The organism is Achromobacter sp. SIMBA_011, from assembly GCF_046535435.1.
Taxonomy (GTDB): Bacteria; Pseudomonadota; Gammaproteobacteria; order Burkholderiales; family Burkholderiaceae_B; genus Achromobacter; species Achromobacter dolens.
This window is the reverse complement of sequence record NZ_JAWRWN010000002.1, coordinates 1,041,641-1,063,900: the sequence shown is the minus strand read 5'-3', so window position 1 is coordinate 1,063,900 and position 22,260 is coordinate 1,041,641. Positions and strand designations below refer to the sequence as shown.

21 protein-coding genes are annotated in these 22,260 nt (G+C 70.6%); 11 read left to right on the top strand and 10 right to left on the bottom strand.

What is annotated here, in order from left to right:
- The first annotated feature begins 3 nt into the window (after positions 1-3).
- Entirely contained in the window at positions 4-906 is a 903-nt protein-coding gene (locus SB816_RS11995) for a LysR family transcriptional regulator (RefSeq protein ID WP_175143772.1), read from the top strand.
- Between the two features lie 41 nt (positions 907-947).
- On the opposite strand, the gene SB816_RS11990 is transcribed toward SB816_RS11995, so the two are convergent.
- The 3 genes from SB816_RS11990 to SB816_RS11980 form a co-directional block, all read right to left on the bottom strand.
- On the bottom strand, positions 948-1,754 hold the full coding sequence (locus SB816_RS11990; protein WP_410547039.1) for a DUF169 domain-containing protein: 807 nt from the start codon (positions 1,752-1,754) through the stop codon (positions 948-950).
- 95 nt (positions 1,755-1,849) lie between these two features.
- Positions 1,850-2,278 carry a GNAT family N-acetyltransferase gene (locus SB816_RS11985; RefSeq protein ID WP_054504427.1) on the bottom strand — a complete coding sequence of 143 codons (429 nt, stop codon included), beginning with the start codon at positions 2,276-2,278 and terminating at the stop codon, positions 1,850-1,852.
- A gap of 80 nt (positions 2,279-2,358) precedes the next feature.
- Positions 2,359-3,234 carry a LysR family transcriptional regulator gene (locus tag SB816_RS11980; protein ID WP_175166929.1) on the bottom strand — a complete coding sequence of 292 codons (876 nt, stop codon included), beginning with the start codon at positions 3,232-3,234 and terminating at the stop codon, positions 2,359-2,361.
- 111 nt (positions 3,235-3,345) lie between these two features.
- Here SB816_RS11980 and gstA point away from each other — a divergent pair, with 111 nt between their 5' ends.
- Positions 3,346-3,951 carry a glutathione transferase GstA gene (gene gstA, locus SB816_RS11975; RefSeq protein ID WP_410547038.1) on the top strand — a complete coding sequence of 202 codons (606 nt, stop codon included), beginning with the start codon at positions 3,346-3,348 and terminating at the stop codon, positions 3,949-3,951.
- 61 nt (positions 3,952-4,012) lie between these two features.
- On the opposite strand, the gene SB816_RS11970 is transcribed toward gstA, so the two are convergent.
- Positions 4,013-4,774, bottom strand: coding sequence for a DNA alkylation repair protein (locus SB816_RS11970; RefSeq protein WP_410547037.1), 762 nt, complete (start codon positions 4,772-4,774; stop codon positions 4,013-4,015).
- The gene (locus SB816_RS11965; RefSeq protein WP_410547036.1) at positions 4,771-5,313 is read right to left on the bottom strand and encodes a MarR family winged helix-turn-helix transcriptional regulator; all 543 of its coding nucleotides are present in this window, start codon (positions 5,311-5,313) and stop codon (positions 4,771-4,773) included. Before SB816_RS11965 ends, SB816_RS11970 begins: the two co-directional genes overlap by 4 nt.
- A gap of 135 nt (positions 5,314-5,448) precedes the next feature.
- Here SB816_RS11965 and SB816_RS11960 point away from each other — a divergent pair, with 135 nt between their 5' ends.
- Entirely contained in the window at positions 5,449-6,258 is an 810-nt protein-coding gene (locus SB816_RS11960; RefSeq protein ID WP_169537871.1) for a nucleotidyltransferase domain-containing protein, read from the top strand.
- Positions 6,259-6,460: 202 nt separating this feature from the next.
- Positions 6,461-6,940, top strand: coding sequence for a DUF6882 domain-containing protein (locus SB816_RS11955; protein WP_054504422.1), 480 nt, complete (start codon positions 6,461-6,463; stop codon positions 6,938-6,940).
- Positions 6,941-6,971: 31 nt separating this feature from the next.
- Here the strand turns inward: SB816_RS11955 and SB816_RS11950 are convergent, their stop codons facing one another.
- A complete protein-coding gene (locus SB816_RS11950; RefSeq protein ID WP_410547035.1) occupies positions 6,972-8,183 on the bottom strand; it encodes a citrate/2-methylcitrate synthase in 1,212 nt (403 codons plus the stop codon).
- A gap of 110 nt (positions 8,184-8,293) precedes the next feature.
- Here SB816_RS11950 and SB816_RS11945 point away from each other — a divergent pair, with 110 nt between their 5' ends.
- Complete coding sequence (locus SB816_RS11945) at positions 8,294-9,724, top strand: CoA transferase (protein WP_175166924.1); 1,431 nt, start codon at positions 8,294-8,296, stop codon at positions 9,722-9,724.
- A 12-nt stretch (positions 9,725-9,736) separates the two neighbouring features.
- Here the strand turns inward: SB816_RS11945 and SB816_RS11940 are convergent, their stop codons facing one another.
- Complete coding sequence (locus tag SB816_RS11940; protein WP_054504420.1) at positions 9,737-10,966, bottom strand: SMI1/KNR4 family protein; 1,230 nt, start codon at positions 10,964-10,966, stop codon at positions 9,737-9,739.
- Positions 10,967-11,149: 183 nt separating this feature from the next.
- Between SB816_RS11940 and SB816_RS11935 the strand changes: the two genes are divergently transcribed.
- From SB816_RS11935 to SB816_RS11910, 6 genes are all read left to right on the top strand, one after another.
- The gene (locus SB816_RS11935) at positions 11,150-12,367 is read left to right on the top strand and encodes a helix-turn-helix domain-containing protein (protein ID WP_410547034.1); all 1,218 of its coding nucleotides are present in this window, start codon (positions 11,150-11,152) and stop codon (positions 12,365-12,367) included.
- Between the two features lie 36 nt (positions 12,368-12,403).
- Complete coding sequence (locus tag SB816_RS11930; protein ID WP_064522769.1) at positions 12,404-13,045, top strand: PQQ-binding-like beta-propeller repeat protein; 642 nt, start codon at positions 12,404-12,406, stop codon at positions 13,043-13,045.
- 172 nt (positions 13,046-13,217) lie between these two features.
- Positions 13,218-14,105 carry a DUF3348 domain-containing protein gene (locus SB816_RS11925; protein ID WP_064522771.1) on the top strand — a complete coding sequence of 296 codons (888 nt, stop codon included), beginning with the start codon at positions 13,218-13,220 and terminating at the stop codon, positions 14,103-14,105.
- 10 nt (positions 14,106-14,115) lie between these two features.
- The gene (locus SB816_RS11920; protein ID WP_410547033.1) at positions 14,116-17,415 is read left to right on the top strand and encodes a DUF802 domain-containing protein; all 3,300 of its coding nucleotides are present in this window, start codon (positions 14,116-14,118) and stop codon (positions 17,413-17,415) included.
- Positions 17,412-18,068: an OmpA family protein gene (locus SB816_RS11915; RefSeq protein WP_054504415.1), complete on the top strand. Its 657-nt coding sequence runs from the start codon at positions 17,412-17,414 to the stop codon at positions 18,066-18,068. The genes SB816_RS11920 and SB816_RS11915 overlap by 4 nt, the downstream gene beginning before the upstream one ends.
- Positions 18,058-18,804 (top strand): DUF2894 domain-containing protein, encoded by a 747-nt coding sequence (locus SB816_RS11910; protein WP_410547032.1) that lies wholly within the window; start codon positions 18,058-18,060, stop codon positions 18,802-18,804. Before SB816_RS11915 ends, SB816_RS11910 begins: the two co-directional genes overlap by 11 nt.
- A 112-nt stretch (positions 18,805-18,916) precedes the next feature.
- Here SB816_RS11910 and SB816_RS11905 read toward each other — a convergent pair whose 3' ends face one another.
- The 3 genes from SB816_RS11905 to SB816_RS11895 all read right to left on the bottom strand — a co-directional run bounded on the left by SB816_RS11905 (position 18,917) and on the right by SB816_RS11895 (position 22,216).
- Entirely contained in the window at positions 18,917-20,257 is a 1,341-nt protein-coding gene (locus tag SB816_RS11905; protein WP_054504414.1) for a carotenoid oxygenase family protein, read from the bottom strand.
- Positions 20,258-20,334: 77 nt separating this feature from the next.
- The gene (locus SB816_RS11900; protein WP_410547031.1) at positions 20,335-21,381 is read right to left on the bottom strand and encodes a hypothetical protein; all 1,047 of its coding nucleotides are present in this window, start codon (positions 21,379-21,381) and stop codon (positions 20,335-20,337) included.
- Positions 21,382-21,481: 100 nt separating this feature from the next.
- Positions 21,482-22,216 carry a putative type VI secretion system effector gene (locus SB816_RS11895; protein WP_410547030.1) on the bottom strand — a complete coding sequence of 245 codons (735 nt, stop codon included), beginning with the start codon at positions 22,214-22,216 and terminating at the stop codon, positions 21,482-21,484.
- Positions 22,217-22,260 lie beyond the last annotated feature (44 nt).

Sequence of the window (22,260 nt, the reverse complement as noted above, 5' to 3'; positions counted from 1 at the left end):
ACGATGATAGACGCCCTCACCCTGGACCAGCTACGCGTGTTCGCGGCCGTGGCCGACACCGGCAGTTTCCGCGCCGCCGCCAGGCAGCTCGCGCGGGTGCAGTCGGCGGTCAGCCACGCCATCGCCAACATGGAAACGCAGTTGGGCGTGAAGCTGTTCGACCGGGGCGGCCACCGCCCTGTCATGACGCCGGAAGGCCAGGCGCTGCTGGCCAATGCGCGCGACATCCTGCTGCGGGTCGACGCCATGCGGGCCCGCGCCCAGGGATTGGGCGAAGGAGTCGAGCTGGAACTGTCGCTGGTGGTGGACACCCTGTATCCGATCGCCCAGGTCGGCGCCGCGCTGAACCGCCTGCGGGCGGCCTATCCGTCGGTCGCCACGCGCGTCGCGGTGCTGCCGTTGGGCGGACCGATCGCCGCGCTGCTCGATGGCAGCCACCAGTTGGGCATCATCGCCGGCGAACATTTCCGCCATCCGCGCATCGCCATGCAGGCGTTGTCGTCGGTACAGATGGTGGCGGTGGTCGGCGCCAACCATCCCCTGGCCGCGCGCGTGGCCGACGGCGCGGCGCTGACCGCGCCCGACCTGGCCGATCACCTGCAGGTGGTGCAGATCGATCCGTCCACGCTCAGCGCCGGCCGCGACTTCGCGGTGCTGTCGCCGCAGACCTGCCGCGTCAGCGGCCAGGACACCAAACATGCGCTGATCCTGGCAGGCCTTGGCTGGGGCCGCCTGCCGCTGTGGCTGGTCGAGCGCGACCTGGCCGAAGGCCGGCTGCTGCGCCTGCCCACCGGCAGCCTCGGGCGCGGCAGCCAGGTGGCCACGGAGGTCTACCTGGCGCACCGCATCGACCAGCCGCTGGGCCCGGCGGCGCGCACGCTGGCGGCGGCGCTGGCCGGGGACTGAACAGCCCCGCCCATCCCAGGCCCATCCCAGGCCCGCCCGTCTCAGCCCCGCGGCGGCTGCGCGTAGCTCACGCCCATGCCGGCGCGCACGTCGTTCTGGATGCCGTATGGCGGGATGGGATAACGCAGGCCATTGGCCGAAAGCGCCTTCATCCCTTCGATCGCCATGGGCAGGTAGCGCGGCGGCAGCGCCATCAGCATTTCCTCGTCCGGCACGCCGCCGTAGCGGCGCTCGGCATAACAGGGCAAGGACAGGCTGGGCTCGCCGGTGGCCAGCGCCCGCCCCCACGAATCGGCACAGGCGGTCTCGCCCACCACGCTCCAGTCGAAGCGCCGGTAGTTTTTCCATTGCAGGCCATTGATCAGGATGATCATCTGCCCGGGCGTCGCATAGATCAGGCAGATGTCGGGCGGATCGAGCCGGCCCGAGGCCAGCGGCGACACCACCATCGCCCGGTACCTGCCCGCCGGCACGCAGGACAGGGCCTCCTGGCGCGCGCGGGCGTCGGCCTCGGTGGCGTGCCACACGCCGACGTACTCCTTGCCGCTGCGCCAGGCCTCGTCCTGCGGCCCCAGGCCGATCACCGCGCGGCACTGCGCGCCGACCAGGTTGTCGCCGGTGATGCCAACGGTCCAGCCCAGCCGCGCCGCCATGCCGACGATCTGGTCGGTGGTATGGGTGGCCCTGGGCCGGCGCAGCCCCTTCACGCCCGCCAGCGCCGCCTCGTCCTCGTACAGCTTCATGCCGATGACCGTGGTCTTGAGCCGCAGCAGGCGGTTCAGGTCGTCGACCAGCGCCGCCCAGTCGCGCGGCGCATCCTGCGTGGTCACTTGGGTTGTCTCTTCCATGCCCGTCCTTTGGACTTGTCGTTGGAACGGGCAAGACTACACGAGCGCGGCGCGCGCGCGCCAACCCTGTGTGGCCGCAACCGCGCCGCCCGCGCTCAGGGGCGGCAGGACTTCATCAGGTACTTCGGCGATTCCTCATAGCCCTGGCGGTAATAGAAGCGGTGCGCGTCAGTGCGCCGCTGGTGGCAGTGCACCTCGATGCGGTCACAGCCGCGCGCCCGCGCCAGCGCCTCGGCCGCCTCTTCCAGCGCCCGGCCCACCCCGCTGCCGCGCGCCGCGTCGCTGACACAGAAATAGGTGATGCGGCAGAAGTCTCCGGGCAGCGCCAGTTGCACCATGAAGTGCAGGCCGATGAAGCCCAGCAGCCGGTCGCCGTCCTCGGCCACCAGCAGCTCGGCGTCGCGGTGCCCCAGCAGGCGTTCGATCTTCCCGGGCAGGAAAGCCGCGGTGCCCGGATAGCCCAGTTGGGCCAGCAATTCGACGATATCGGCGCTGTCGCCGGCTTCTGCGTTGCGGATGATCATGTCGCCTCGGCCAAAAACCGCGATCGTAGGCCGCCCCGATGTCGCCGCGATGACGGCGCGCAACGGCCCGCGCCCGGCCCTCAGGCCTTGCTGTCATCCTGCCGCAACATCTCGAACAAGGCCAGCACCGCCGGCGCGCTGGCGGCCTGCGGCGACGCCGCCAGCGCGAAACGCCGCCGCACCGGCGTGGCCAGGGGCAGCACCCGCAGGCCCCGGCGATTCTCGGGCAGCGTGAGTTCGGGCACCAGGGCCACGCCGACGTTATCGCGCACCAGCGCGTAGGCGCTGGACCATTCCATGACCGTGGCGCGCACGTCGGCCAGCGCCAGGCCGGCATCCGCCGCGACGCTGGCCGCGTGCACGCTGCAACCGCCCGTGGCCAGCACGAACGGCTGCGCCGCCAGTTGCGCCAGCGTCACCGACGCGCCGCGCGCCAGCGGATGCGAGGCCGGCAGCACCGCCACCCAGTCGTCCTCGCCCAGCGGACAGGCGCCGCGCCGCGCGGGCGGATTGAGCACCACGCCCACGTCCACGGTGCCGGCGGCCAGCAAGGTCTCGATCTCGCTGTCGCTGGCTTCCAACGGCACCACCTCGACGGCGGGATGCAACTGCCGGAAGCGTCGCAGCACCGGCGGCAGGATGGTCGAGAACACCATCGGAAAGCTGGCCAGCCGCAGGACGCCGCCGGCCACGCCGGCGCTTTCGCGCGCCAGCGCCTGGATGCGGCCCAGCGAGGCCAGCATGGCGCGGGCCTCATGCGCCACCCGCAGTCCCAGCGCGGTCGGCACGCTCTGGCGCCGCTCGCGCGTGAACAGGGGCGCGCCCAGATGATGTTCAAGCTGGGCGATGGCCTGGCTCGCGCCCGACTGCGTCATGCCCACCTGCCGCGCGGCATGGGTGATATTGCCGGCGTCCACCACCGCCAGCAGCAGCCGCCAATGGATCAGATTCATCATGGAAGTAGCTCAACTTATTCCTTGTTTCTGAAGAAGTAATTTTACGAATACTCCAGGCCGAGCGATCCTGGGTGTCCTTTCCCCCAGATCGGGCCACCCCGAAACGATTCCATGAAGCTCTACTACGCCCCCGGCACCTGCTCGCTGTCGCCCCACATCCTGCTGCGCGAACTGGACCTGCCATTCGACCTGATCCGCGTCGATAACCGCGCCAAGCGCACCGCGGACGGCCGCGATTTCCTGGCCATCAACCCCAAGGGCTACGTTGCCGCGCTGGAGGTCGAGGGGGGTGAGGTGCTGACTGAAGGCCCCGCCATCAGCCTGTACCTGGCCGACCTGCGTCCCGATTCCGGCCTGGTCCCGCCCGCCGGCAGTTGGGCCCGCAACCGGCTGCATGAATGGCTGAATTTCATCTCCGCGGAGATCCACGGCGGATTCGGCCCGCTGTTCAATCGCGACCTGCCCGAGGCTGCGCGCACATGGTGGCAGGCGCGGCTGGAAAAACGCCTCGATTACGTGGCCTCCGCGCTGCACGCGCGGCACGCCCTGGTGCAGGACCGCTATGGCGTGGCCGATATCTACCTGTACGCGGTGCTGTGCTGGGCGCCGCAACTCGGCGTGAACCTGACACGCTGGCCTGCCTTGGTGCAATTCCAGCGCAGCATCGAATCCCGCCCCGCCGTGCAGGCCGCGTTGGCGGCCGAAGCGCAGGGTTGAGCCGCACGCGGCCGACGCATTATCGACACCGATGGCCGCGCTTGCGGCGCAACGATCGGCGCTACGGTCCGATGGTGCGCAGCGCCCGCTGGCAGATGCGCTGCGTCGCCGCGACCGGGCTGTGCGTCAGCCAGCGCGCACACACCCGCCGGGCCCAGTCGGGCTGGTCCTTGCTGGCGTCGTTCAACCAGTTCGCCACCGAATCCTGCACGTAGACCGCCGGATCGGCGCGCAGCGGCTCCAGCAGCGGCAGCGCCCTCCCCGGATCCGCCTTGAGCGCGGCGATGTGCGCGCACCAGACGCCGCGCGGCCGCAGCGCTTCGCTGGCAAAGCGCCGCAGGCGCTCGGACGGCAACGTCGTCCAGGGTTGCAGTTGCGTGATGGCCGCGTCCAGGTCGGCCGTAAACGCCGGCCGCAGCGCCAGCCAGGCCCATTCGCGCACGCCAAAGTGCGCGTCGTCGGCCAACGGCCGGATGCGCGCCAGGCGCTGCGCCAGCGGCACATCCGGCGCCGCCCCGATCATGAAGCAGGCCCAGCCGCGCGCGGTGTCGGACGCTTGCGCCGCCATCCGCGCGCAACCGGCCGGGCCCAGGCGTTCATGCAGGATGCGCGCCGCCACCGCCATGCGCCTGGAGATGCCCAGCGCCGCCGCGGCCCGCATGGCGGCGATGCCATCGGCGCCCACCTCGGGCGCCAGCGCCTGCATCAACCGGGCAAAGTCCACCGCCAGGCACTCGGTCAGGTGCGTGGCCGGCGCGCCCGCGTTCAGCCGCGCCAGGCGGTCGGCGCCGATGTCCTTGACGCCTCGACGGGCGGCGCTCATGGCGCATCCTTCGCCAACGCCGCGCGCCCGCTGTCAGTGCCGCGCCATACCTTCGCCAGCAGTTCGCCGAGCTGGCGCCGCTCGGTGGACGAAAGCGGGTCGAACAACGAGCCGATCCACTGCGTGTGCTCCTTGAACAACTTGGCCGCCGCCGTCCTGCCCTTGGGCGTCAGGACCACCGCGATCCGGCGCCGGTCGTCCTGGCCCGGCTGGCGCGAAACGAAGCCGTCGCGCTCCAGACCATCGAGCAGGCCGGTGACGGTGGCGCGCGTCACCCCCGCGCGCGCCGCGAGTTCGTGCGGCGACAGGCCGCCCGCCTGCCCGTGCAGCAGGAACAGCAGCACGAACTTGCCTTCCGATAACTGCCGCGGCGCCAGGCGCGCGGCGCAATCGCGATCGATGGCGCCGGCCAGGGCCAGCACCTGCAAACACAACCGCATGCCGTCCGCGGATTGCAGCCCGCGGCGGGCGGCCTCGTCCAGCAGCGCGTGGTGCTTGGGTTCCAGCATGGCGGAAATAAGGGAAATGGCGGGTGGCATGGGGTTTCGGCATTTGATACGGCAGCATATGATAAGGTGCCTAACTATATGAGGCAACCCGGCGGACCATGGCGACATTCCGCCGATCAATCGCCCCGCGCGGCGCCCGCCTGGCGAAGTGCTAGCATCCGAAGCATGACTTCGATCCTGCATGCCCACCCCATCGACCCGGCCATCCGCGAGCGCGTCATGGCGACCCTGGAACACATCGAACAGCGTCACGATGTCCGCGTCCTGCTCGCCTGCGAATCCGGCAGCCGGGGCTGGGGGTTCGCATCGCCAGACAGCGACTACGACGTGCGCTTCCTGTACGTGCACAAGCTGGACTGGTACCTGCGCGTGGCGCCCCAGCGCGACGTGATCGAGCTGCCCATCGACGACGAGCTGGACGTGTCCGGCTGGGAATTGCGCAAGGCGCTGCAACTGCTGCGCGGCTCCAACCCGACCTTGTTCGAATGGCTGGATTCGCCCGTGCTGTATCGCCAGGACGACGCCACCAGCGCCTGGCTGCGGCACTTCCGCAGCGAGTATTTCTCGCACATCAAGGGCCGTTGGCATTACGTGTCGATGGCCGGCCGCAACTTCCGCGAATCGCTGCAAGGCGACACGGTGCGGCTCAAGAAATACCTGTACGTGCTGCGTCCGGTGCTGGCCGCGCAATGGATCGACAGCGGCCGCGGCATCCCGCCGATGCGTTTCGCGGACCTGGCCGACGCCATGGTCACCGACCCCGCGCTGCGCGACGAGATCAACGCGCTGCTGGCCATCAAGATGCAGGCCGGCGAGGCCGAGCACGGCCCGCGCTTCCCGCTGATCCACGCCTATCTGGAAACCACGTTGCCGACCCTGGAAAAGGCGCCCTTCTTCGACCGGCCGGACGGCCAGACCGAGCGGCTGGACCGGTTCCTGTACGAAGTCGTGACCGGCGCGCCGCTGACGTATTGAGCGCCATTGAAACGCATTATGGCCGCGACACTCGCGTCTACGTGCTGGCGCGTCCGGGTCACTGATCGCCGACCTGAACGCCGCCGTTCACCCGCTTCGGCATGGCGCCGCGCGATCGCGGCGGTCCGGTCGCGCATGAGCGATGCGCCGGCCAGCGCTTTGCGGGTACCCTATGGCCTTTCCATCCCCCGCAAAGCCCCGCATGTCCGACACCACCCAGCCCTTCGACGTTTCCAACTACATCGCCCAGAGCCTGGAAGGCATGCGGGCCGCCACCTCGGCGCACTGCGCCACCTGGCACCTGGACGAGGCCGAGCAATGGTCCGTGGACATGGACAGCGGCCTGATCGTGTTCCAACTGCCCGGCGGCATCACCGCCCAAGCGCCGGTGCAGATCGTCGGCACCTCCAACAGCGAGGACGGCAGCTTCCTGTGGGGCTGGGATCACCCGTCGGTGCCCGCCGAACTGGCCGAACACGCCCAACTGGCGCTGGCCTTCGGCAAGGCCCACGGCCTGGAGGCATACACCCACCGCAAGGTGCCATGCGATGACGCCCTGGCCTGGGAATTCACCGCCGTGGCGATGCGGCTGGGCGAGGCCAGCGGCTCGTACCGCGCGCAGGCCTCGGAGACCGCCCACGTCTGGATGACGTTCGGCCAGGTGACCTTGTCCAAGGCCTGACGCGCCGGCGGCGTGCGCCACCGCGCCGCCGTCAGGCCGCGTCCGGATGAATCCCGGTATAAGCCGCGCGCGGCCGGATCACATCGGGGCTGCCGCGCTGCTCCAGGCCATGCGCCAGCCAGCCGATCGAGCGTCCCAGCGCGAACAGGCCGAAGGCCGCGCCCGGCGGCAGGCCCAGATGGCGCCGCACCGCCACCAGCGAGAAGTCCACCGAGGGCCGCTGCCCCGATAGCTCGAACGCCTGCTCGATCAATGTCTCCCACTCGGGGCGCCGCGGCAGTATCCGCGCCAGCAAGGCGCTGGCGCGCGGATCGCCCGCGGAGTAAAGGTGGTGGCCAAAACCCGGCATGTCTTCGCCCCGCGCCAGCCGCTCGCGCAAGCCCCGCGCCAGCCGCTGGCCGGCGTCCGCGCCGCCACCGCCACGTTCCAGTTCCTCCCACATCGCCTCGACGCGCGCCGTGGTGGCGCCGTGGCGGCCGCCCGTCAACGCCGCCAGCCCGCCGACAATACCGGCGCGCAGGCTGGCGCCCGTGGACGCGATGCAGCGCGCGGTAAAACTGGAGGCGTTCAGTTCGTGGTCGGCGCACAGCACCAGCGCCATGCGGATAAGATCCGCGCCCGCCGCGTCCACGCCCCAGGCGCGGGCGCACTGCGCGTGGATCGGCGCGTCGTCCGGCGCGGTCTGCAGCAGGCAGGCCGCCAGCGTGCGCACCAGCGCGCCGCAGCCCTGCGCCTGGCGCTCGGGCGAGCGCTGCCACAACGCGGTCGCATCGTCATCGCTGGCCGCCGTGAACAGCGGCAACAGCGCGGCCTCGGCGCGCTGGCCGCGATGGCGCGCGAACAGCGCCGCCAGATCCTCGGGCAACCCCGGCGCGGCCGCGCCGAACGCCATCGCCTGGTCGCATTGCCACAGATGCGCGGCCACCGCTTCCACCGAGGACGATTGCGCCAGCGCCACGGCGTTTTCACCGCGATAGAACAACTGGCCATCCTCGATCAGGGTGATGGCCGACTCCAGCACCGGCAGGCCCCAGTTCAGCGTCGCCTTGGCCACCTCTTTCGGCTTGCGGCCACGGGTGCGCTGCGCCGCCAGCCGTTCGACCTCCTCGGCCAGGTAGCGGCTTTCGCGCGGCGTGGCGCCGGTCTCGGCGTGCAGCAATCCCCGGCTGACGTAGGCGTACAGGGTCTGGCGCGACACGCCCAGGCGGGTGGCCGCGGCGGCGGAGGTCAGGTAATTGGGCATGGGTCGCGAGACGAGGAACGAAGGGCAATGGGTTGATTATATTAATCAATATTGACAATTAATGCGGCAAGATGAATCCTGGCGTCATCGCTCAACGACCCGGAAGCCACATGTCCGCCATCCATCGCCCCCTCCCGCCCTCGCCGGCCACCGCCGACTACCTGCGCCAGTTCTGGCTCGCGGCGGGCGGCGATCCCGCCCTGCTGAGCCAGGTCGCCATCACCGGCCAGGGCGCCTTGCCCTCGGCCTTCGCCGTCACGGAATTCGCCACCGCCGCGATCGGCGCCGCCGGCCTGGCCATGGCGGAATTCGTCGCGGCCGGCGCAGGCGCGGCCGGTGCGCCCGCCGTGCCGGCGGTCGAGGTCGACCAACGACTGGCCTCTTTCTGGTTCGGCACCAGCCTGCGCCCCATCGGCTGGAGCATGCCGCCGCTGTGGGACGCCGTCGCCGGCGACTACCGCGCGGCGGACGGCTGGATCCGGCTGCACACCAACGCGCCCCATCATCGCGACGCCGCCCTGGCGGTCCTGGGCGTGGCCGCCGACCGCGACGCCGTCGCCCGCGCCGTGGCAGGCTGGCGCGCCGACGAACTGGAAGCGGCGGTGGTCGAACACAACGGTTGCGCCGCCGCCATGCGCGGCCTGGACGCCTGGCGCCAGCATCCGCAAGGCCAAAGCGTTGCCGCCGAACCCCTGCTGCACCGCGCCGCCAGCGGCGGCGGCGCCCGCCCTGCTTGGCGCATTTCGCGCCAGCGTCCGTTGCAGGGTCTGCGGGTGCTGGACCTGACCCGCATCCTGGCCGGCCCCGTGGCCACGCGCTTCCTGGCGGGCTTTGGCGCGGATGTATTGCGCATCGACCCGCCCGGCTGGGAAGAGCCCGGCACCGTGCCCGAGGTCGTGCTGGGCAAGCGTTGCGCGCGCCTGGACCTCAAGTCCGCCGAGGGGCTGGCCACGCTGCAACGCCTGCTGTCCCAGGCCGACGTGCTGATCCACGGCTATCGCGCCGACGCCCTCGCCCGCCTGGGCCTGGACGCCGAGCGCCGCCGCCAGCTCAACCCGACGCTGGTCGACGTATCGCTGGACGCCTATGGCTGGAGCGGTGAGTGGCGGGGCCGCCGCGGCTTCGACAGCCTGGTGCAGATGAGCACCGGCATCGCCGAGGCCGGCATGCGCGCCAAGGGTGGCGACCGCCCGGTGCCGTTGCCGTGCCAGGCGCTGGACCACGGCACCGGCTATCTGATGGCGGCGGCGGCGATCCGGGGCTTGACCGAACGGCTGGCCACCGGCGCGGGCAGCACCACGCGCGCGTCGCTCGCCCGCAGCGCCCAATTGCTGGTCGCGCATGGCGGCTTGCTGGAAGGCGGGCCGGCATTGGCGCCGGAAAGCGCAGCCGACTGGTCCGAACAAATCGAGGCAACCGCGTGGGGCCCGGTCCGGCGCGTCAAGCCGCCGCTGCGGATCGCGGACACGCCGCAATCTTGGGATTACCCGGCAAGCGCCTTGGGATCCTCCGAGGCGGCCTGGCGCGATGGCTCGCGTTAGCCCGGGGCCGACTCAAAGCACAAACGCGCGCAAGTTGGCCACCCGTTCGGCCAGGCCGTCCACGCCCAGGTAATGGCCCAGCTTGCCCGCCCGCACGCGGCGCAGGTCTTCCTCGTAGCGGGCCGCCATCGCGTCGCGCGCCTCGGCATACGCCGCCGCGATCCCCTCGCCCGCGGCAGCGGCGATCACGCGCGCGGCCTCGGGCGACCCGCAAGCCACGCATCGCGCCACGCCCAGGCCGTCGGCCCGCGCCCCGCGCGCCAGCAACTGCGCCACCAGGTCGGCGGGCGGCTTGCGATCGAATCGATGGATCGCCTCCGCGCTGACCGGCGTGCCGGCCCGCAACAGCGCCCGCGCCGCCGCATAGGCATGCTGCGTCAGCGCCACGTCCAGCGCCAGCGCGCTGCCGCGCAACGGCTGGTCAAAGCCCACGCCCTGTGCCGCCAATTGCGCCACCAGCGCGCCGTCGTCATGCGCCAACGCATGCCGCAAGGCCAGCCTGGCCAGCGTGGGCGACTGGCCCAGCGTGCCGGCCGCCAACGGCGCGCGCCAGTCCACCAGCGCGCGCCGATAGAACGCCGCCAGCTTGTCCGCCAGGGCCTGCGGCATGCCGTGATCGGCCACGCGCTCGTCCAGGTATTCCAGCACCCGTATGCCGGTGCTGTCGGGGTCGTCGATATCCTGCTCCAGGTAGAGCGCGGCAAAGGCCGCGTGCAGGTCCGCCGCGACGGTCGCGATGGCGTCCTGCTGCAACGCATGCGTCCAGCCCGGCAGCCCCTGCTTCCAGGCCACGATGCTGCCGGCATGCGGGCCAGGCTCCACGCACACATAGATGCGGTCGCAGTATTCGAAGCCGCCGATCGGCAGATAGCGCAGCTTGCCGTCCCAGGCCTCGCCGTGTTCCGCGGCGGCCTCTTCGGCGCATTCCTGCTCGTGCTCGATCCAGCCCGCCAAGTCGCGGTATTGGTCACTGCCGTCATAGAACAGCTCGGACCAACTGAGGGCCTCTTCGTTGCCGTCCATGCGCGCATGCAGGTCGTAGGCCAGTTCGCCGCCGGCGGTCAGGCGCCACAAGTCGCGCAGCGCATTGGGCAAGGGGCCGGCACAGGCCGCTTCGATCTCGTCGATGCGCGCCTCGTCCAGGGGCGGCTGGACCGCGATCAGGACGCGATCGGCGAACAGGGCAATGCCGTGTTGGCGCAGCGACTGGATGTCGTCGGCGGAAAAATGATGCTCGCTCATGTTCAGGTTTCCTGGGAGATGCCGGTTCGGATTCTACCCGTGGGGGATGGGGACGACGCCACGGCAGACGCAGGCGCCCTGCCGCATCGCCGACGAACTCCCCGCGCCCGTGGCGCGGTGGTAGATTGGCGGCATCCACGAATGGACGTGGCAACGGGGCGCGGGGACGATGGCGGGAGCGTCATGGACGGGCTGATCATGGCCGCGGCGCGGGCGCTGGCCAGCGGCGATCCGCTGGGCGCGTTGAGCCGGGTGGCGCTGCGCGACGATGCGCCGGCGCTGGCATTGCGCGGCATCGCGCTGGCGCAGTTGGGCGACTTCGAACGCGCCCGGCCGCTGGTGCGCCGCGCCGCCCGCGCGTTCGGCGCCAAGGATCCGGTGGCGCGCGCCCGTTGCGTGGTGGCCGAGGCCGAGATCGCGCTGGCCGCGCGCGACCTGGGCTGGCCACAGACGGCGCTCGACGCCGCCCGCGCCACGCTCGAGCAACATGGCGACCGGCGCAATGCGGCCTACGCCGGCTATCTGGCCGGCCGCCGCCTGATCCTGATGGGACGGCTGGAGCAGGCCGAGCAGGTGCTGTCGGAACTGAATCCCGCCCCTTTTCCACCGGCCTTGCGAGCGGTGCACGAGCTGGCCCTGGCCGGCATTGCGCTGCGGCGCCTGCAGGCCACGGCGGCACGCGCCGCGCTGGACCTGGCCGCGCGCGCCGCGCAAGCGGCCGGCATCCCGGCGCTGCAGGCCGAGGTGCGCCAGGCGTCGCTCGTACTGGAAGCGCCGGCCGCGCACCTGCACCGCGCCGGCGACACGCAGGTGCTGCGCCTGGAGCAGGTGCAAGCGCTGCTCGCGTCCGATACGCTGGTGATCGACGCGTGCCGTTATGCCGTGCATGGCGCGGGCCGCACCCTGCCCCTGGCCAGCCGGCCCGTGCTCTTCACCCTGGCGCAGGCGCTGGGCCAGGCGTGGCCGGACGACGCGCCGCGCGACGCGTTGATTGCACAGGCGTTCCGCACCCGCTATCCCGATGACTCGCACCGCGCGCGGCTGCGGGTGGAAATCGGCCGGTTGCGGGCGGCCCTGGCGCCCTGGGCAGAAATCCGGGCAACGCGGCAAGGCTTTGCATTGATGCCGGCCGCGCACACCGTTGCCGTGTTGACGCCGCCGGTGCGGGACCGCCACGCCGCCGTGCTGGCGCTGCTGGCCGACGGCCAAGCCTGGTCCAGTTCGGCGCTGGCGCTGGCCACCGGCGCCAGTCAGCGCCAGGTGCAGCGCGCCCTGGAGGCGCTGGCGGCTTCCGGCCAGGCGCATCCGTTCGGCCAGGGCCGGGCGCGGCGCTGGATCACGCCGCCCCTGCCCGGTTTCGCGACGACATTGTTACTCCCGGTCCCGCTGCCGAATGCCTAGCATGGAGACGTCACCCCTCCCAACAAGGACAGCGTCATGAAAACCAAGCCCGCAGAAATTCTCCGTGAATACGGCCCCTTCCCCGGCGTCACGGACGTGCACGGCGTCTCGTACGACGGCAGCCGCATCTGGATCGCGGTCGGCGACAAGCTGCACGCGCTGGATCCGGCCAGCGGCGACGTGGTTCGTACCATCGACGTCATCGCCCGCGCCGGCACCGCCTTCGACGGCAAGCATCTCTACCAGTTGGCCGACAGCATCATCCAGAAAATCGACCCGGCATCGGGCCGCGTGCTGGCCACCGTGCCGGCGCCCGAAGGCGGCGGCAATTCGGGCATGACCTGGGCCGAAGGCATGCTCTGGATCGCGCGCTACAAGGACCGCAGGATCCACCAGGTCGATCCCGCCACCGGCGCCGTCCTGCGCACCATCGCGTCCGACCGCTACGTGACCGGCGTCACCTGGGTCGATGGCGACCTGTGGCACGGCACCTGGGAGGACGACGCCAGCGAGCTGCGGCGGGTGGACCCGGCCAGTGGCGAGGTGTTGGAACGACTGGCGATGCCGCCCGGCGTGTACGTCTCCGGCCTGGAGTCGGACGGCGGCGACGTGCTCTATTGCGGCGGCGCCAGCAGCGGCCGGGTGCGCGCGGTGCGCCGGCCACGCGCCAGCGCCTGATCCGCCCCGATCCGCCCCGATCCGCCCTGATCCCGCTGATCCCGCTGATCCGCGGTGTCCCGCGCCGCCGCGCCGTCCTGACAAATTGTTGCAGGCATTGGCGCGGCGGCCCTTTTCCGACCCAGCGAGCCCCCGCCAGCGTGTAAACTCCCCCCTTTTTGACTCTGGTGGTATGTTGCAAGCCCCACAGCGCACAGGTTTAAGCGGCCCGACGCTCATTCGCTTGCTGACTCGCCTGACGGATGTCGACGTGCCGGAATCCCGGCAACCGTTGTCGGATCATCTGAGCCAGTGGCTCGGCTGGACCGACGCGATTGCCCTGTCCGCCGCCCTGAACAACCGACCGCCGGCGATCGCGCCGGGCGCGCGCCAGTTCAGCAGCGCCGAGGAGCGCGAGTGCGAGCGCGTCCGCACCACGCTGGCCGATGCCATCGCCAGCGACACCGCGGCCACGGCCGCCAAGCGGCAGATGCCGGGACAGGTGTCCGCCAAGGTGGCGGCGCTGCAGGCCGACGACGCCGATTACTCGAATTTTCGTCAGCGTTATCTGTCGTTGCAGCACACGATGGAAACCAGCATCGGCAACCTGCGCAGCCGCCTGCGCGGCATGCTCGCGGCCAAAACGCCGGAGATGACGCGGCTGGCGGTGGTGGACGCCATCATGGACCGCGCCCTGCTGCCGCGCGAGCGGACGCTGCTGGGCGCGATTCCGAAGTTGCTGCAGGGGCATTTCGACCGGCTGCGGCTGGCCGAACAGGCCGCGCTGGAAGCGGCGGCGCAAGCGCAAGCCGAGACCGGGGTCCCGGCCGGAACCGCGGACGAGCCGGCGGCCGATGCCCAGGCGCCGGCCGCGCCGGGGGGCAGCGCAACGGACGACGCTCCCGCCGCCGCGCCCGCGCAGGCGGCGGCCAGCGCGGCGCCGCAACCCGCTTTATCCGCGCCCACGCCGGGCGCGTGGCTGGAGACGTTCCGCAAGGATATGCGCAGCGTGCTGCTGGCCGAATTGGATGTTCGTTTACAACCGGTGGAAGGGCTGCTTGCCACCCTTCGCGCCAGCTAACCGGGACACTATGTCCAAGTATCTGATCAATATCGTTGTTTTCATTTGCGGCCTGGCCGTGGCCGGCTGGATCGGCGCGGGCTACGCGGGCACCAACCCCCTGGCGCTGGCCGTCACGCTGCTGATCTGCGCCTGCTACGTGGCGGGCGCGCTTGAATTGCTGCGCTACCAACAGGCCACCGCGTCGCTCAGACGCGCGGTCGGCAACCTGTCGGAAGCGCCCGCCAGCCTGGGCGGTTGGCTCGACCAATTGCCGGCCGGCCTGCGCAACGCCGTGCGGCTGCGCATCGAAGGCGAACGCGTGGGCCTGCCCGGCCCGGCGTTGGCGCCCTACCTGGTCGGCCTGCTGGTGCTGCTGGGCATGCTGGGCACTTTCCTGGGCATGGTGGTGACGCTGCGCGGCACCGGCACCGCCCTGGAAAGCGCCACCGACCTGGCCGCCATCCGCGCCTCGCTGGCCGCGCCGGTCAAGGGCCTGGGCTTTGCCTTCGGCACCTCGATCGCGGGCGTGGCCACCTCCGCCATGCTGGGCCTGCTGGCGGCGCTGTGCCGGCGCGACCGCATCCAGGCGGCGCAACTGCTGGACGCCAAGGCGGCCACCACGCTGCGCCTGTACAGCCAGGCGCACCAGCGCGAAGAAAGCTTCAAGCTGCTGCAGCGCCAGGCCGAAGTGCTGCAACGGCAGGCCGAGGCCATGCCCGCGCTGGTCGACCGCCTGGACGCCATGATGCGCAACCTGGAGCAGCAGAACCACACGCTGAACGAGCGCCAGCTCGCCAGCCAGGATGCGTTCCAGGGCAAGGCCGAGGCCGCCTACGCGCGCCTGGCCGCCGTGATGGAACAATCGATGAAGGAAAGCGTGGCCGAAAGCGCCCGTTCGGCCGGCGCGGCGCTGCAGCCCGCCGTCGAGGCCACCATGGCCGGCCTGTCGCGCGAGACCGCCTCGCTGCACGAAAGCGTGACCCAGGCAGTGCAGCGCCAGCTCGACGGCATGACCGCCGGCCTGCAGGCCGCCACCAGCAACGTGGCCGGCATCTGGAACCAGGCGCTGGCCGGCCAGCAGCGCGCCAGCGAAGCATTGGCGCAGGACCTGCGCGATTCGCTGGACCGCTTCGCGCAGACCTTCGAGCAGCGCTCGGCCGCGCTGCTGGACAGCGTGTCCGAACGGCTGGAGGCGTCCTCGGGCAGCATGTCCGAAGCCTGGAACGTGGCGCTGAACCGCCAGGAGCGGGCCAGCGAGAAACTGGCCGGCGACAATCTGCAGGCGCTGACAGCCGCCGCCGCCAGCTTCGAGCAGCACTCGGCGTCGCTGCTGCGCACGCTGAACCAGTCGCACACCGCCCTGCAATCCGAACTGGCCTCGCGCGACCAGCAACGCCTGGCGGCGTGGACCGAAACCCTGGGCGCGCTGTCCGCCACCCTGCGCCAGGAATGGCAGCAGGCCGGCGCGCAGGCCGCCGAGCGCCAGCTCGAAATCAACCAGGCCCTGGCGCGCAGCGCCCAGGAACTGACCGAGCACGCGCAGACCCAGGCCGGCCTGCTGGAGAACGTGTCGGCGCGCCTGGAAAGCGCCGCCGGCAACGTCTCGGCGCAATGGCACGAGGCGCTGGAGCGCCAGTCGCAGGTCAGCGACAAGCTGGCCGGCGACAACCGCGAAGCCCTGGCCGCCGCCGCCGCCACCTTCGAACAACACGCCTCGACGCTGCTGCGCACGCTGGACCAGTCGCACGCCGACCTGCAGGCCGCCCTGGCCTCGCGCGATGAGCAGCGCCTGGCCACGTGGGCCAGCACGCTCGGCGCCCTGACCGACAAGCTCGGCCGCGAATGGGAACAGGCCGGCGCGCAAGCCGCCGCCCGCCAGCAGGAAGTCAGCCAGACGCTGGCGCGGACCGCGCAGGAACTGGCGACCCGCTCCGACGCGCAGGCCGCGCTGCTGGACACGGTCGCCGCCCGCATTGAATCGGCCGCCACCGGCGTGACCCAGGCCTGGACCGAGGCGCAGGTGCGCCAGGAACTGGCCAGCGAGAAGCTGGCCGGCGACACCCAGCAGGCCCTGGCCACGGCCGCCGCCGCGTTCGAACAACATTCCGCGTCGCTGCTGCGCACGCTGGACCAGTCGCATGCCGAGCTGCAGGCCGCCCTGGCCTCGCGCGACGAAGCGCGCCTGGCCGCCTGGCACGCCTCGCTCGGCGCCATGGCCGCCGACCTGGGCCGCGAATGGCGCCAGGCCGGCGAACAGACCGCCGCGCGCCACCAGGCACTGGAACAACTGCTGACCCGCACCGCGCAGGACCTGACCACCCAGACCCAGGCGCAGGCCGCGCTGCTGGAAAACCTGTCGGCCCGCCTGGAAACGGCCGCCGGCGGCGTGACGCAGGCCTGGACCGAGGCGCAGGTACGCCAGGAGCTGGCCAACGAGAAACTGGCCAGCGACAACCAGCAGGCCCTGACCACGGCGGCTTCCGCCTTCGAACAGCATTCGGCATCGCTGCTGCAGACCCTGGGCCAATCGCAGGCCGGCCTGCAGGCCGAGCTGGCCGCGCGCGACCAGGAACGCCTGGCCGCCTGGACCGGCGAGCTGGGCCGCATGGCCGAAGCGCTGCGCCACGAATGGGAACAAGCCGGCGCCCGCAGCGCCGCCCTGCAGCAGGAAATCTGCGCCACCCTGGCCCAGACCGCGCAGGACATCGCCACCCAGACCGAGGCCCACGCCAGCGGCACCATCGCCGAGATCGGCCAACTGGTGCAGGCCGCCTCCGAAGCGCCGCGCGCGGCCGCCGAAGTCATCGGCGAACTGCGCCAGAAACTGTCGGACAGCCTGGCCTACGACAACGCCATGCTGGAAGAACGCAATCGCCTGCTGGACACGCTGGCGACGCTGCTGGATGCCGTCAACCACGCCTCCAGCGAACAGCGCAGCGCGGTGGACGCGCTGGTGTCGTCGTCGACCGACCTGCTGGACCGGGTCGGCGCGCAGTTCACCGAGCAGGTCGAATCCGAGACCGCCCGCCTGGACGACGTGGCCGCGCAGGTGACCAGCGGCGCGGCCGAAGTGGCCAGCCTGGGCGAAGCCTTCGGCGCCGCGGTGCGCCTGTTCGGCGAGTCCAACGACAAGCTCGTGGCGCACCTGGAACGCATCGAAGCGGCGCTGGACAAGTCCATCGCCCGTGGCGACGAACAACTGGCCTACTACGTGGCGCAGGCGCGTGAAGTGGTCGACCTGAGCACCATGTCGCAAAAGCAGATCGTCGAGAACCTGCGCGAACTGGCCAGCCAGCGCGCCGCCACCGCCGGAGCGCAGGCGGCATGAGCGCGGGCGAGGACATCGACGGCGGCGTGGAACCCGCGGTGCCGACCTGGGCCGTCTTCGGCGACCTGATGTCGGTGCTGCTGGGCGCCTTCGTGCTGATCCTGGTGAGCGTGGTGGCCGTGCAGCTCGAGCTGTCGACCCAACTGGAACGCGAGGTCAAGCAGCGCCAGGAAGAGACCCAGCGCCGCCAGACGCTGGAGCAGGCCCTGGCCGCGCCGCTGGCGGCCGGCCGCGTGACGCTCGTCAACGGCCGCATCGGCATCAGCGGCAGCGTGCTGTTCGCGCTCAATTCCGACCAATTGCAGCCGGAAGGCCGCGAGGTGCTGAAAAGCCTGATCGAACCGCTGTCGGCCTACCTGAAGGCCAATGACGAGATCCTGATGGTCAGCGGTTTCACCGACGACCAGCAGGTGCGCGAAGGCAACCGGCGCTTTGCCGACAACTGGGACCTGTCGGCGCAGCGCGCGCTGACCGTGACCCGCGCCCTGATCGACGAAGGCGTGCCGTCGTCGCTGGTGTTCGCCGCCGCCTTCGGCGCCGAACAGCCGGTGGCCTCGAACGCCGACGAGGAAGGCCGCGCGAAGAACCGCCGGGTCGAGATCATGCCCCTTCCCAAGCCGTCCAACGGCACGGAGGCCGCGCGTGGCCAGTGATGGCGGCCTGGGCCCGGCGCTGACGGCCGGCGCGGATGCCGCGCCCGACGCCGCCCCGCCCGCCGACGCCACGTCCGCCATCTTGCAGGCCTGGCGCGAGCGCGGCGACGACCGGCTCGATCCGGTCGGTTTCCATTTCATCGAGGCGCTGGCCCGGCGCGCGGCCGCCCACGCCGGCGCGGCCCGCGCCCGGCTGGACGAGCGAGTGGCGCAGTTGCTGCAGGCGTATGCGGCGCGCATCGCTGTGGCCAGCGCGGCCAACGCCGCCGCCGAAGGGCTGGACGATGCCGCTACGCCCGACGCCAGCCCCGCGCCGGCCATGGCGGTTCCCAAGCCCGCGCGCGGGCCGCTGGCCGAGCTGGCGGCGTATCTCGCCTACCCCGGCGCGCCCGGCGAAGACCCCGACGCCATCGCCGCGCAAGCGCGCCGCGATGCCTATCCGGACATGCCGGTGCTGGATGGCCTGCGCGAGATCTGGTCCGGCCTGAGCGCCGACCGCCAGGTGCGCCAGTCGCAGGAGCAGGTGCACAAGAACGCCGGCCCGCTCAATTCCAACCAGCTCGTGCACCGCGCGCTGTCGCTGATGCGCGAGCTGTCGCCGGGCTATCTGCAGCAATTCGTGATCTATACCGAAACGCTGGCCTGGATGGAGCAGTTGACGGCGGCCGCCGCGCCGCCGGCCAAGGAAACGGCGCGCGCCCCCGCCAGGAAAAGCACGCGCGCCAAGAGCCGCTGAACCCGGGCCGCCGGGGGCAGGCGCGACGTCCTGCACGCGGCTCGGACAATGACACGCCGACGCCCTGCCGGCAGACCGCCGTCCAGGCGCCCTCGCCCGGCCGTCCCCGCGCCTACTTCCCGCCCGCCTCGCGCGGCAGCCAGGCGCCGTGAAAGCCCGCCGGAATGCGGCGGGGCAGACGCACCGTCGCCAGCGGCCGGGCCGCCAGGTCGCGCGCATCCAGCACCACCACGTCGCTGGTATCGCTGGCCTGGCGATACACGCACACCAGAACCCAACCGTCGTCCTCGTCGCGCGCCCCCGGCCGGGGCACGAACACCGGCTCGCTGTTCTGGTCGCCGGCCGGCACCGCATACTGCTGGCGCGCGCCCGTCTTCAGGTCGTAGCGCACCACGCCGCGCATCTCGCGGTTGTTGGGCTGCTCCACCGCATAGCAGTAGCGGTAGGCGCGGCCGGTCCGGGCCTCGTTGATGCGCGGCAGCTCGATGCCGGCATTGTCCAGCGCGCGCTCCGTGACGCCGCCCTCGTCCAAGTCGATCTCGTAACGCCACAGCATGCCCAGCGGACTGTCCTCGAAACCCGCGCCCTCGCGCGACAGCCGCAGGTATTCCGGATAGCGCACCACGTCCAGGACCAGCGTCGACGCATCACGGTCGTACGCATTCACCACGTGCTGGATGAAACAGGGCGCCACCTCGAACCAGCGCACCGGGCCGCCGTGGCGCGGAATCACGCCGAGCCGCGACTGGCGCTCGTCATGCCAACGCAGCGGCATGCGGTAGCCGCGCGACAGCATCGAGAAGTCGTACGCCACGTTCAGGTCCAGCAGGATGCTGTAGCGCGCCGTGATCGCCATGTCGTGCATCATCGACGGCCCGGGCAGCTCGATCGCCTGATCCACCCGCGGCTGGCCATCCGCGCCGGTCACGCCGTAGCGCAGCCAGGGCCGTTCCCAATGGGCGCGGAAGCTCATCAGTTCCCCGGTCTCGGGGTCCGCCTTGGGGTGCGCCGTCATGCCGCCCGCCAGCCCTGGATGGCGCCGGCTGGCGCCCAGGAAATCCAGCGCTGGCGTCATCGCCATCGGCGCCCCGCCCTCGGCCAGCGCCAGCACTTCGCCCGCGTGGCGCAGCACATTGACGTTGGGATTGGTCTCCGGCAGGCCGGCCTCGGCCTGCGGATCGTATTCGCGCGCCCAGATCCGGGTGCGCGCCCAGCGGTTGCGGTAACCCGTCGCTTGGCCGTCGTGGAAGGCAATGGCGTGCAGCATCGCCGGCTGCGGCCACCACGACAGCACGTCGTTGCCCTCGAAACGGCCGCGCAGGGGGTTGGGGCCGTTGCGGACCAGGACCCCGTCCAGCCCGGGCGGCAGCGCGCCGTCCACGGGCAGGTCGGCCAGGTCAACCTCATCGGCCAGCGGCGCGGTGGCGCCGGTGTTCAGATCGAATGTACTCATACTTGTGTCCTTGGTTGCGATCATTCGCAGGACACATTTTTACCCGGATTAAATATATTCGTCAATATTACCCGGATTTAATTTGATGACGCTATCCACTTCAATACCGTCACCAGCACGAACCCCAAAGGCAGGACGCCCCACAACAGGATTCCCAGGATGCTGGCGTGCAGCCAGCGCTTTTTCATATGGGGAAGCTTGCCTTGCATGGCCAGCGTTTCTTCCGGGGTCGGCGGTACGACGCGATACGGATTCTCGCCCTCCCATTGCAGGGCGGCAGCCAATTCAGGAGGCAGCGGCGGCCGCTTGCCATAGCGACGTACCCAGTATTCCATCCAGTTCGGCAGGTAATAGGCCCCCGCGATGATCCAGAACGCGAATCCGTCGAACAGGCCGGCGGGATAATGCTGCCGGTCGATCTCCTCCGTAAACAGTTCCCGGTCCATCCACGCAAAGGCATTGATGCGATGATTCGGCATCAGGACCACAGGAGGAACTGCCGCGGGATCTTCGTCCATGTAGCGCCGGATGAACTGCCAGGCGCCAGCGGCGGCTTCGCGCGACGAAAAGATCCGGGTGGGCGCGACGCAGCGCGCGATGCGACGCGAGCCCGGCTCAAGCTCGGCCACCCGCAACGAAACAACCGGCGCGCTCGCCCCTGTGGGCGCCACCAGCCGGCCCCTGAAGATGAATGCCACGGCCCGGTCGTAGTCCACTGAAATCCAGCCGCCCTTCCTGCTCCAGGCGTAGATGCGCCGCAACCGCCGGCTGATGATGGAGGTGTACTGCATGGGCGCGGTCGCAGCGCGGTAGGCGCGCCACAGCCCGAACACCCCCAGCAGCGAGCCGCCTGCGACGAACGCCAGATACTCTCCGCCGTAGCCGCGCGTCGCCGTGTCGTAGAACAGGATGAAATTGGTTGCGATCAGCAGCAGCATCAGGCTGAACATGATCGTCATGACGATGCCAAGGCCACGCAGGTTCTCGGTGGGATCGACCAGCCGCAGGCAGGCGGGATTGATTTCGACCACGTTGTACAGTACGGAGGGATCCTCCGGGCTGCGCGCGCGCTGCGAACCAGCGGGCAACAGCCATCCCCATGCCCCGCTCTTCTCCGGGACCATGGTGATGCCGGCCCTGCCTCTGCCATGCCGCATTGCTCCTCCTTGTTGCGACTCGCACTGTCGACGGCGCGAGCCAATTACGGACGCGCGCGCACTTGCTTCATCTGTAGCGGAAATAGAGCGTGCCGTAGTCACGCCCATCACCCTCGCGACGCAGCGCCCTGGAGGTCTCGCGCAAATTAATGCTGCTGGCGTCCCGCCAGCCAAAGCCGGCGAAAATGGTCTCCGCCAACCGCGCAAATCCTTCCGTCTTGCGGCCACCGCGCCACGCCAGGAATCCGAAAACCAGCACCAGCGCGGGCAGCCCATAGGCCAGGTAGATGGCATACGCGGACAACTGCCCTGCGAGGCTGAATGTGCCCTTGAACATCGCGAAAATCGCATCCAGGCACATCATGAACAGAAAAACCGCCCCCACTACGATGCCCCAGAAGCGGAACGTGGAAGCGTAGTGCGCCCGGCGCCCCTCGAAACAATGCGGATACACCGCAACCAGCGCATCGGCCGGCCGCCGGGCGCCGTAGGCGATCCATGCCTGCCCGTTGCGCTCGGCCACCAGTTCGATGTCATCGCCCTCGTCAAAGGGAAACCGCCAGAACCAGCCTCGAACGGGCTCGCCGCCGAGCGTGAACTCCACGAAGTCCGCCTTCTCCGTACTGTCGAGGGTAGCGATCGCAATGGCCGCGCCACCCATTCCAGCAAGGCCCGCCGACACCGCCGACGCGCCAACGCCGCCTAACTGCGCCATCACAAAATCGCGCGAGCGCCTGACGCGGCGCAGTCCCGCAATCCTGCCGGTCAGCTTGCTGACCTTGTCATGCCGCTCAGTCGTCATTGCCGCCGATCCTGAACATCCCATTGATCGCGCTCCGCTCGCCA

Coding starts and splice junctions, on each gene's coding strand:
- SB816_RS11985 (WP_054504427.1), bottom strand. CDS start 2,278: ATGATCATCCGCAACGCAGAAGCCGGCGACAGCGCCGATATCGTCGAA.
- SB816_RS11940 (WP_054504420.1), bottom strand. CDS start 10,966: ATGAGCGAGCATCATTTTTCCGCCGACGACATCCAGTCGCTGCGCCAA.
- SB816_RS11925 (WP_064522771.1), top strand. CDS start 13,218: ATGTTGCAAGCCCCACAGCGCACAGGTTTAAGCGGCCCGACGCTCATT.
- SB816_RS11915 (WP_054504415.1), top strand. CDS start 17,412: ATGAGCGCGGGCGAGGACATCGACGGCGGCGTGGAACCCGCGGTGCCG.
- SB816_RS11945 (WP_175166924.1), top strand. CDS start 8,294: ATGTCCGCCATCCATCGCCCCCTCCCGCCCTCGCCGGCCACCGCCGAC.
- SB816_RS11965 (WP_410547036.1), bottom strand. CDS start 5,313: ATGCCACCCGCCATTTCCCTTATTTCCGCCATGCTGGAACCCAAGCAC.
- SB816_RS11950 (WP_410547035.1), bottom strand. CDS start 8,183: ATGCCCAATTACCTGACCTCCGCCGCCGCGGCCACCCGCCTGGGCGTG.
- SB816_RS11960 (WP_169537871.1), top strand. CDS start 5,449: ATGACTTCGATCCTGCATGCCCACCCCATCGACCCGGCCATCCGCGAG.
- SB816_RS11930 (WP_064522769.1), top strand. CDS start 12,404: ATGAAAACCAAGCCCGCAGAAATTCTCCGTGAATACGGCCCCTTCCCC.
- SB816_RS11935 (WP_410547034.1), top strand. CDS start 11,150: ATGGACGGGCTGATCATGGCCGCGGCGCGGGCGCTGGCCAGCGGCGAT.
- SB816_RS11970 (WP_410547037.1), bottom strand. CDS start 4,774: ATGAGCGCCGCCCGTCGAGGCGTCAAGGACATCGGCGCCGACCGCCTG.
- SB816_RS11955 (WP_054504422.1), top strand. CDS start 6,461: ATGTCCGACACCACCCAGCCCTTCGACGTTTCCAACTACATCGCCCAG.
- SB816_RS11980 (WP_175166929.1), bottom strand. CDS start 3,234: ATGATGAATCTGATCCATTGGCGGCTGCTGCTGGCGGTGGTGGACGCC.
- SB816_RS11990 (WP_410547039.1), bottom strand. CDS start 1,754: ATGGAAGAGACAACCCAAGTGACCACGCAGGATGCGCCGCGCGACTGG.
- SB816_RS11900 (WP_410547031.1), bottom strand. CDS start 21,381: ATGGTCCCGGAGAAGAGCGGGGCATGGGGATGGCTGTTGCCCGCTGGT.
- SB816_RS11995 (WP_175143772.1), top strand. CDS start 4: ATGATAGACGCCCTCACCCTGGACCAGCTACGCGTGTTCGCGGCCGTG.
- gstA (WP_410547038.1), top strand. CDS start 3,346: ATGAAGCTCTACTACGCCCCCGGCACCTGCTCGCTGTCGCCCCACATC.
- SB816_RS11920 (WP_410547033.1), top strand. CDS start 14,116: ATGTCCAAGTATCTGATCAATATCGTTGTTTTCATTTGCGGCCTGGCC.
- SB816_RS11905 (WP_054504414.1), bottom strand. CDS start 20,257: ATGAGTACATTCGATCTGAACACCGGCGCCACCGCGCCGCTGGCCGAT.
- SB816_RS11895 (WP_410547030.1), bottom strand. CDS start 22,216: ATGACGACTGAGCGGCATGACAAGGTCAGCAAGCTGACCGGCAGGATT.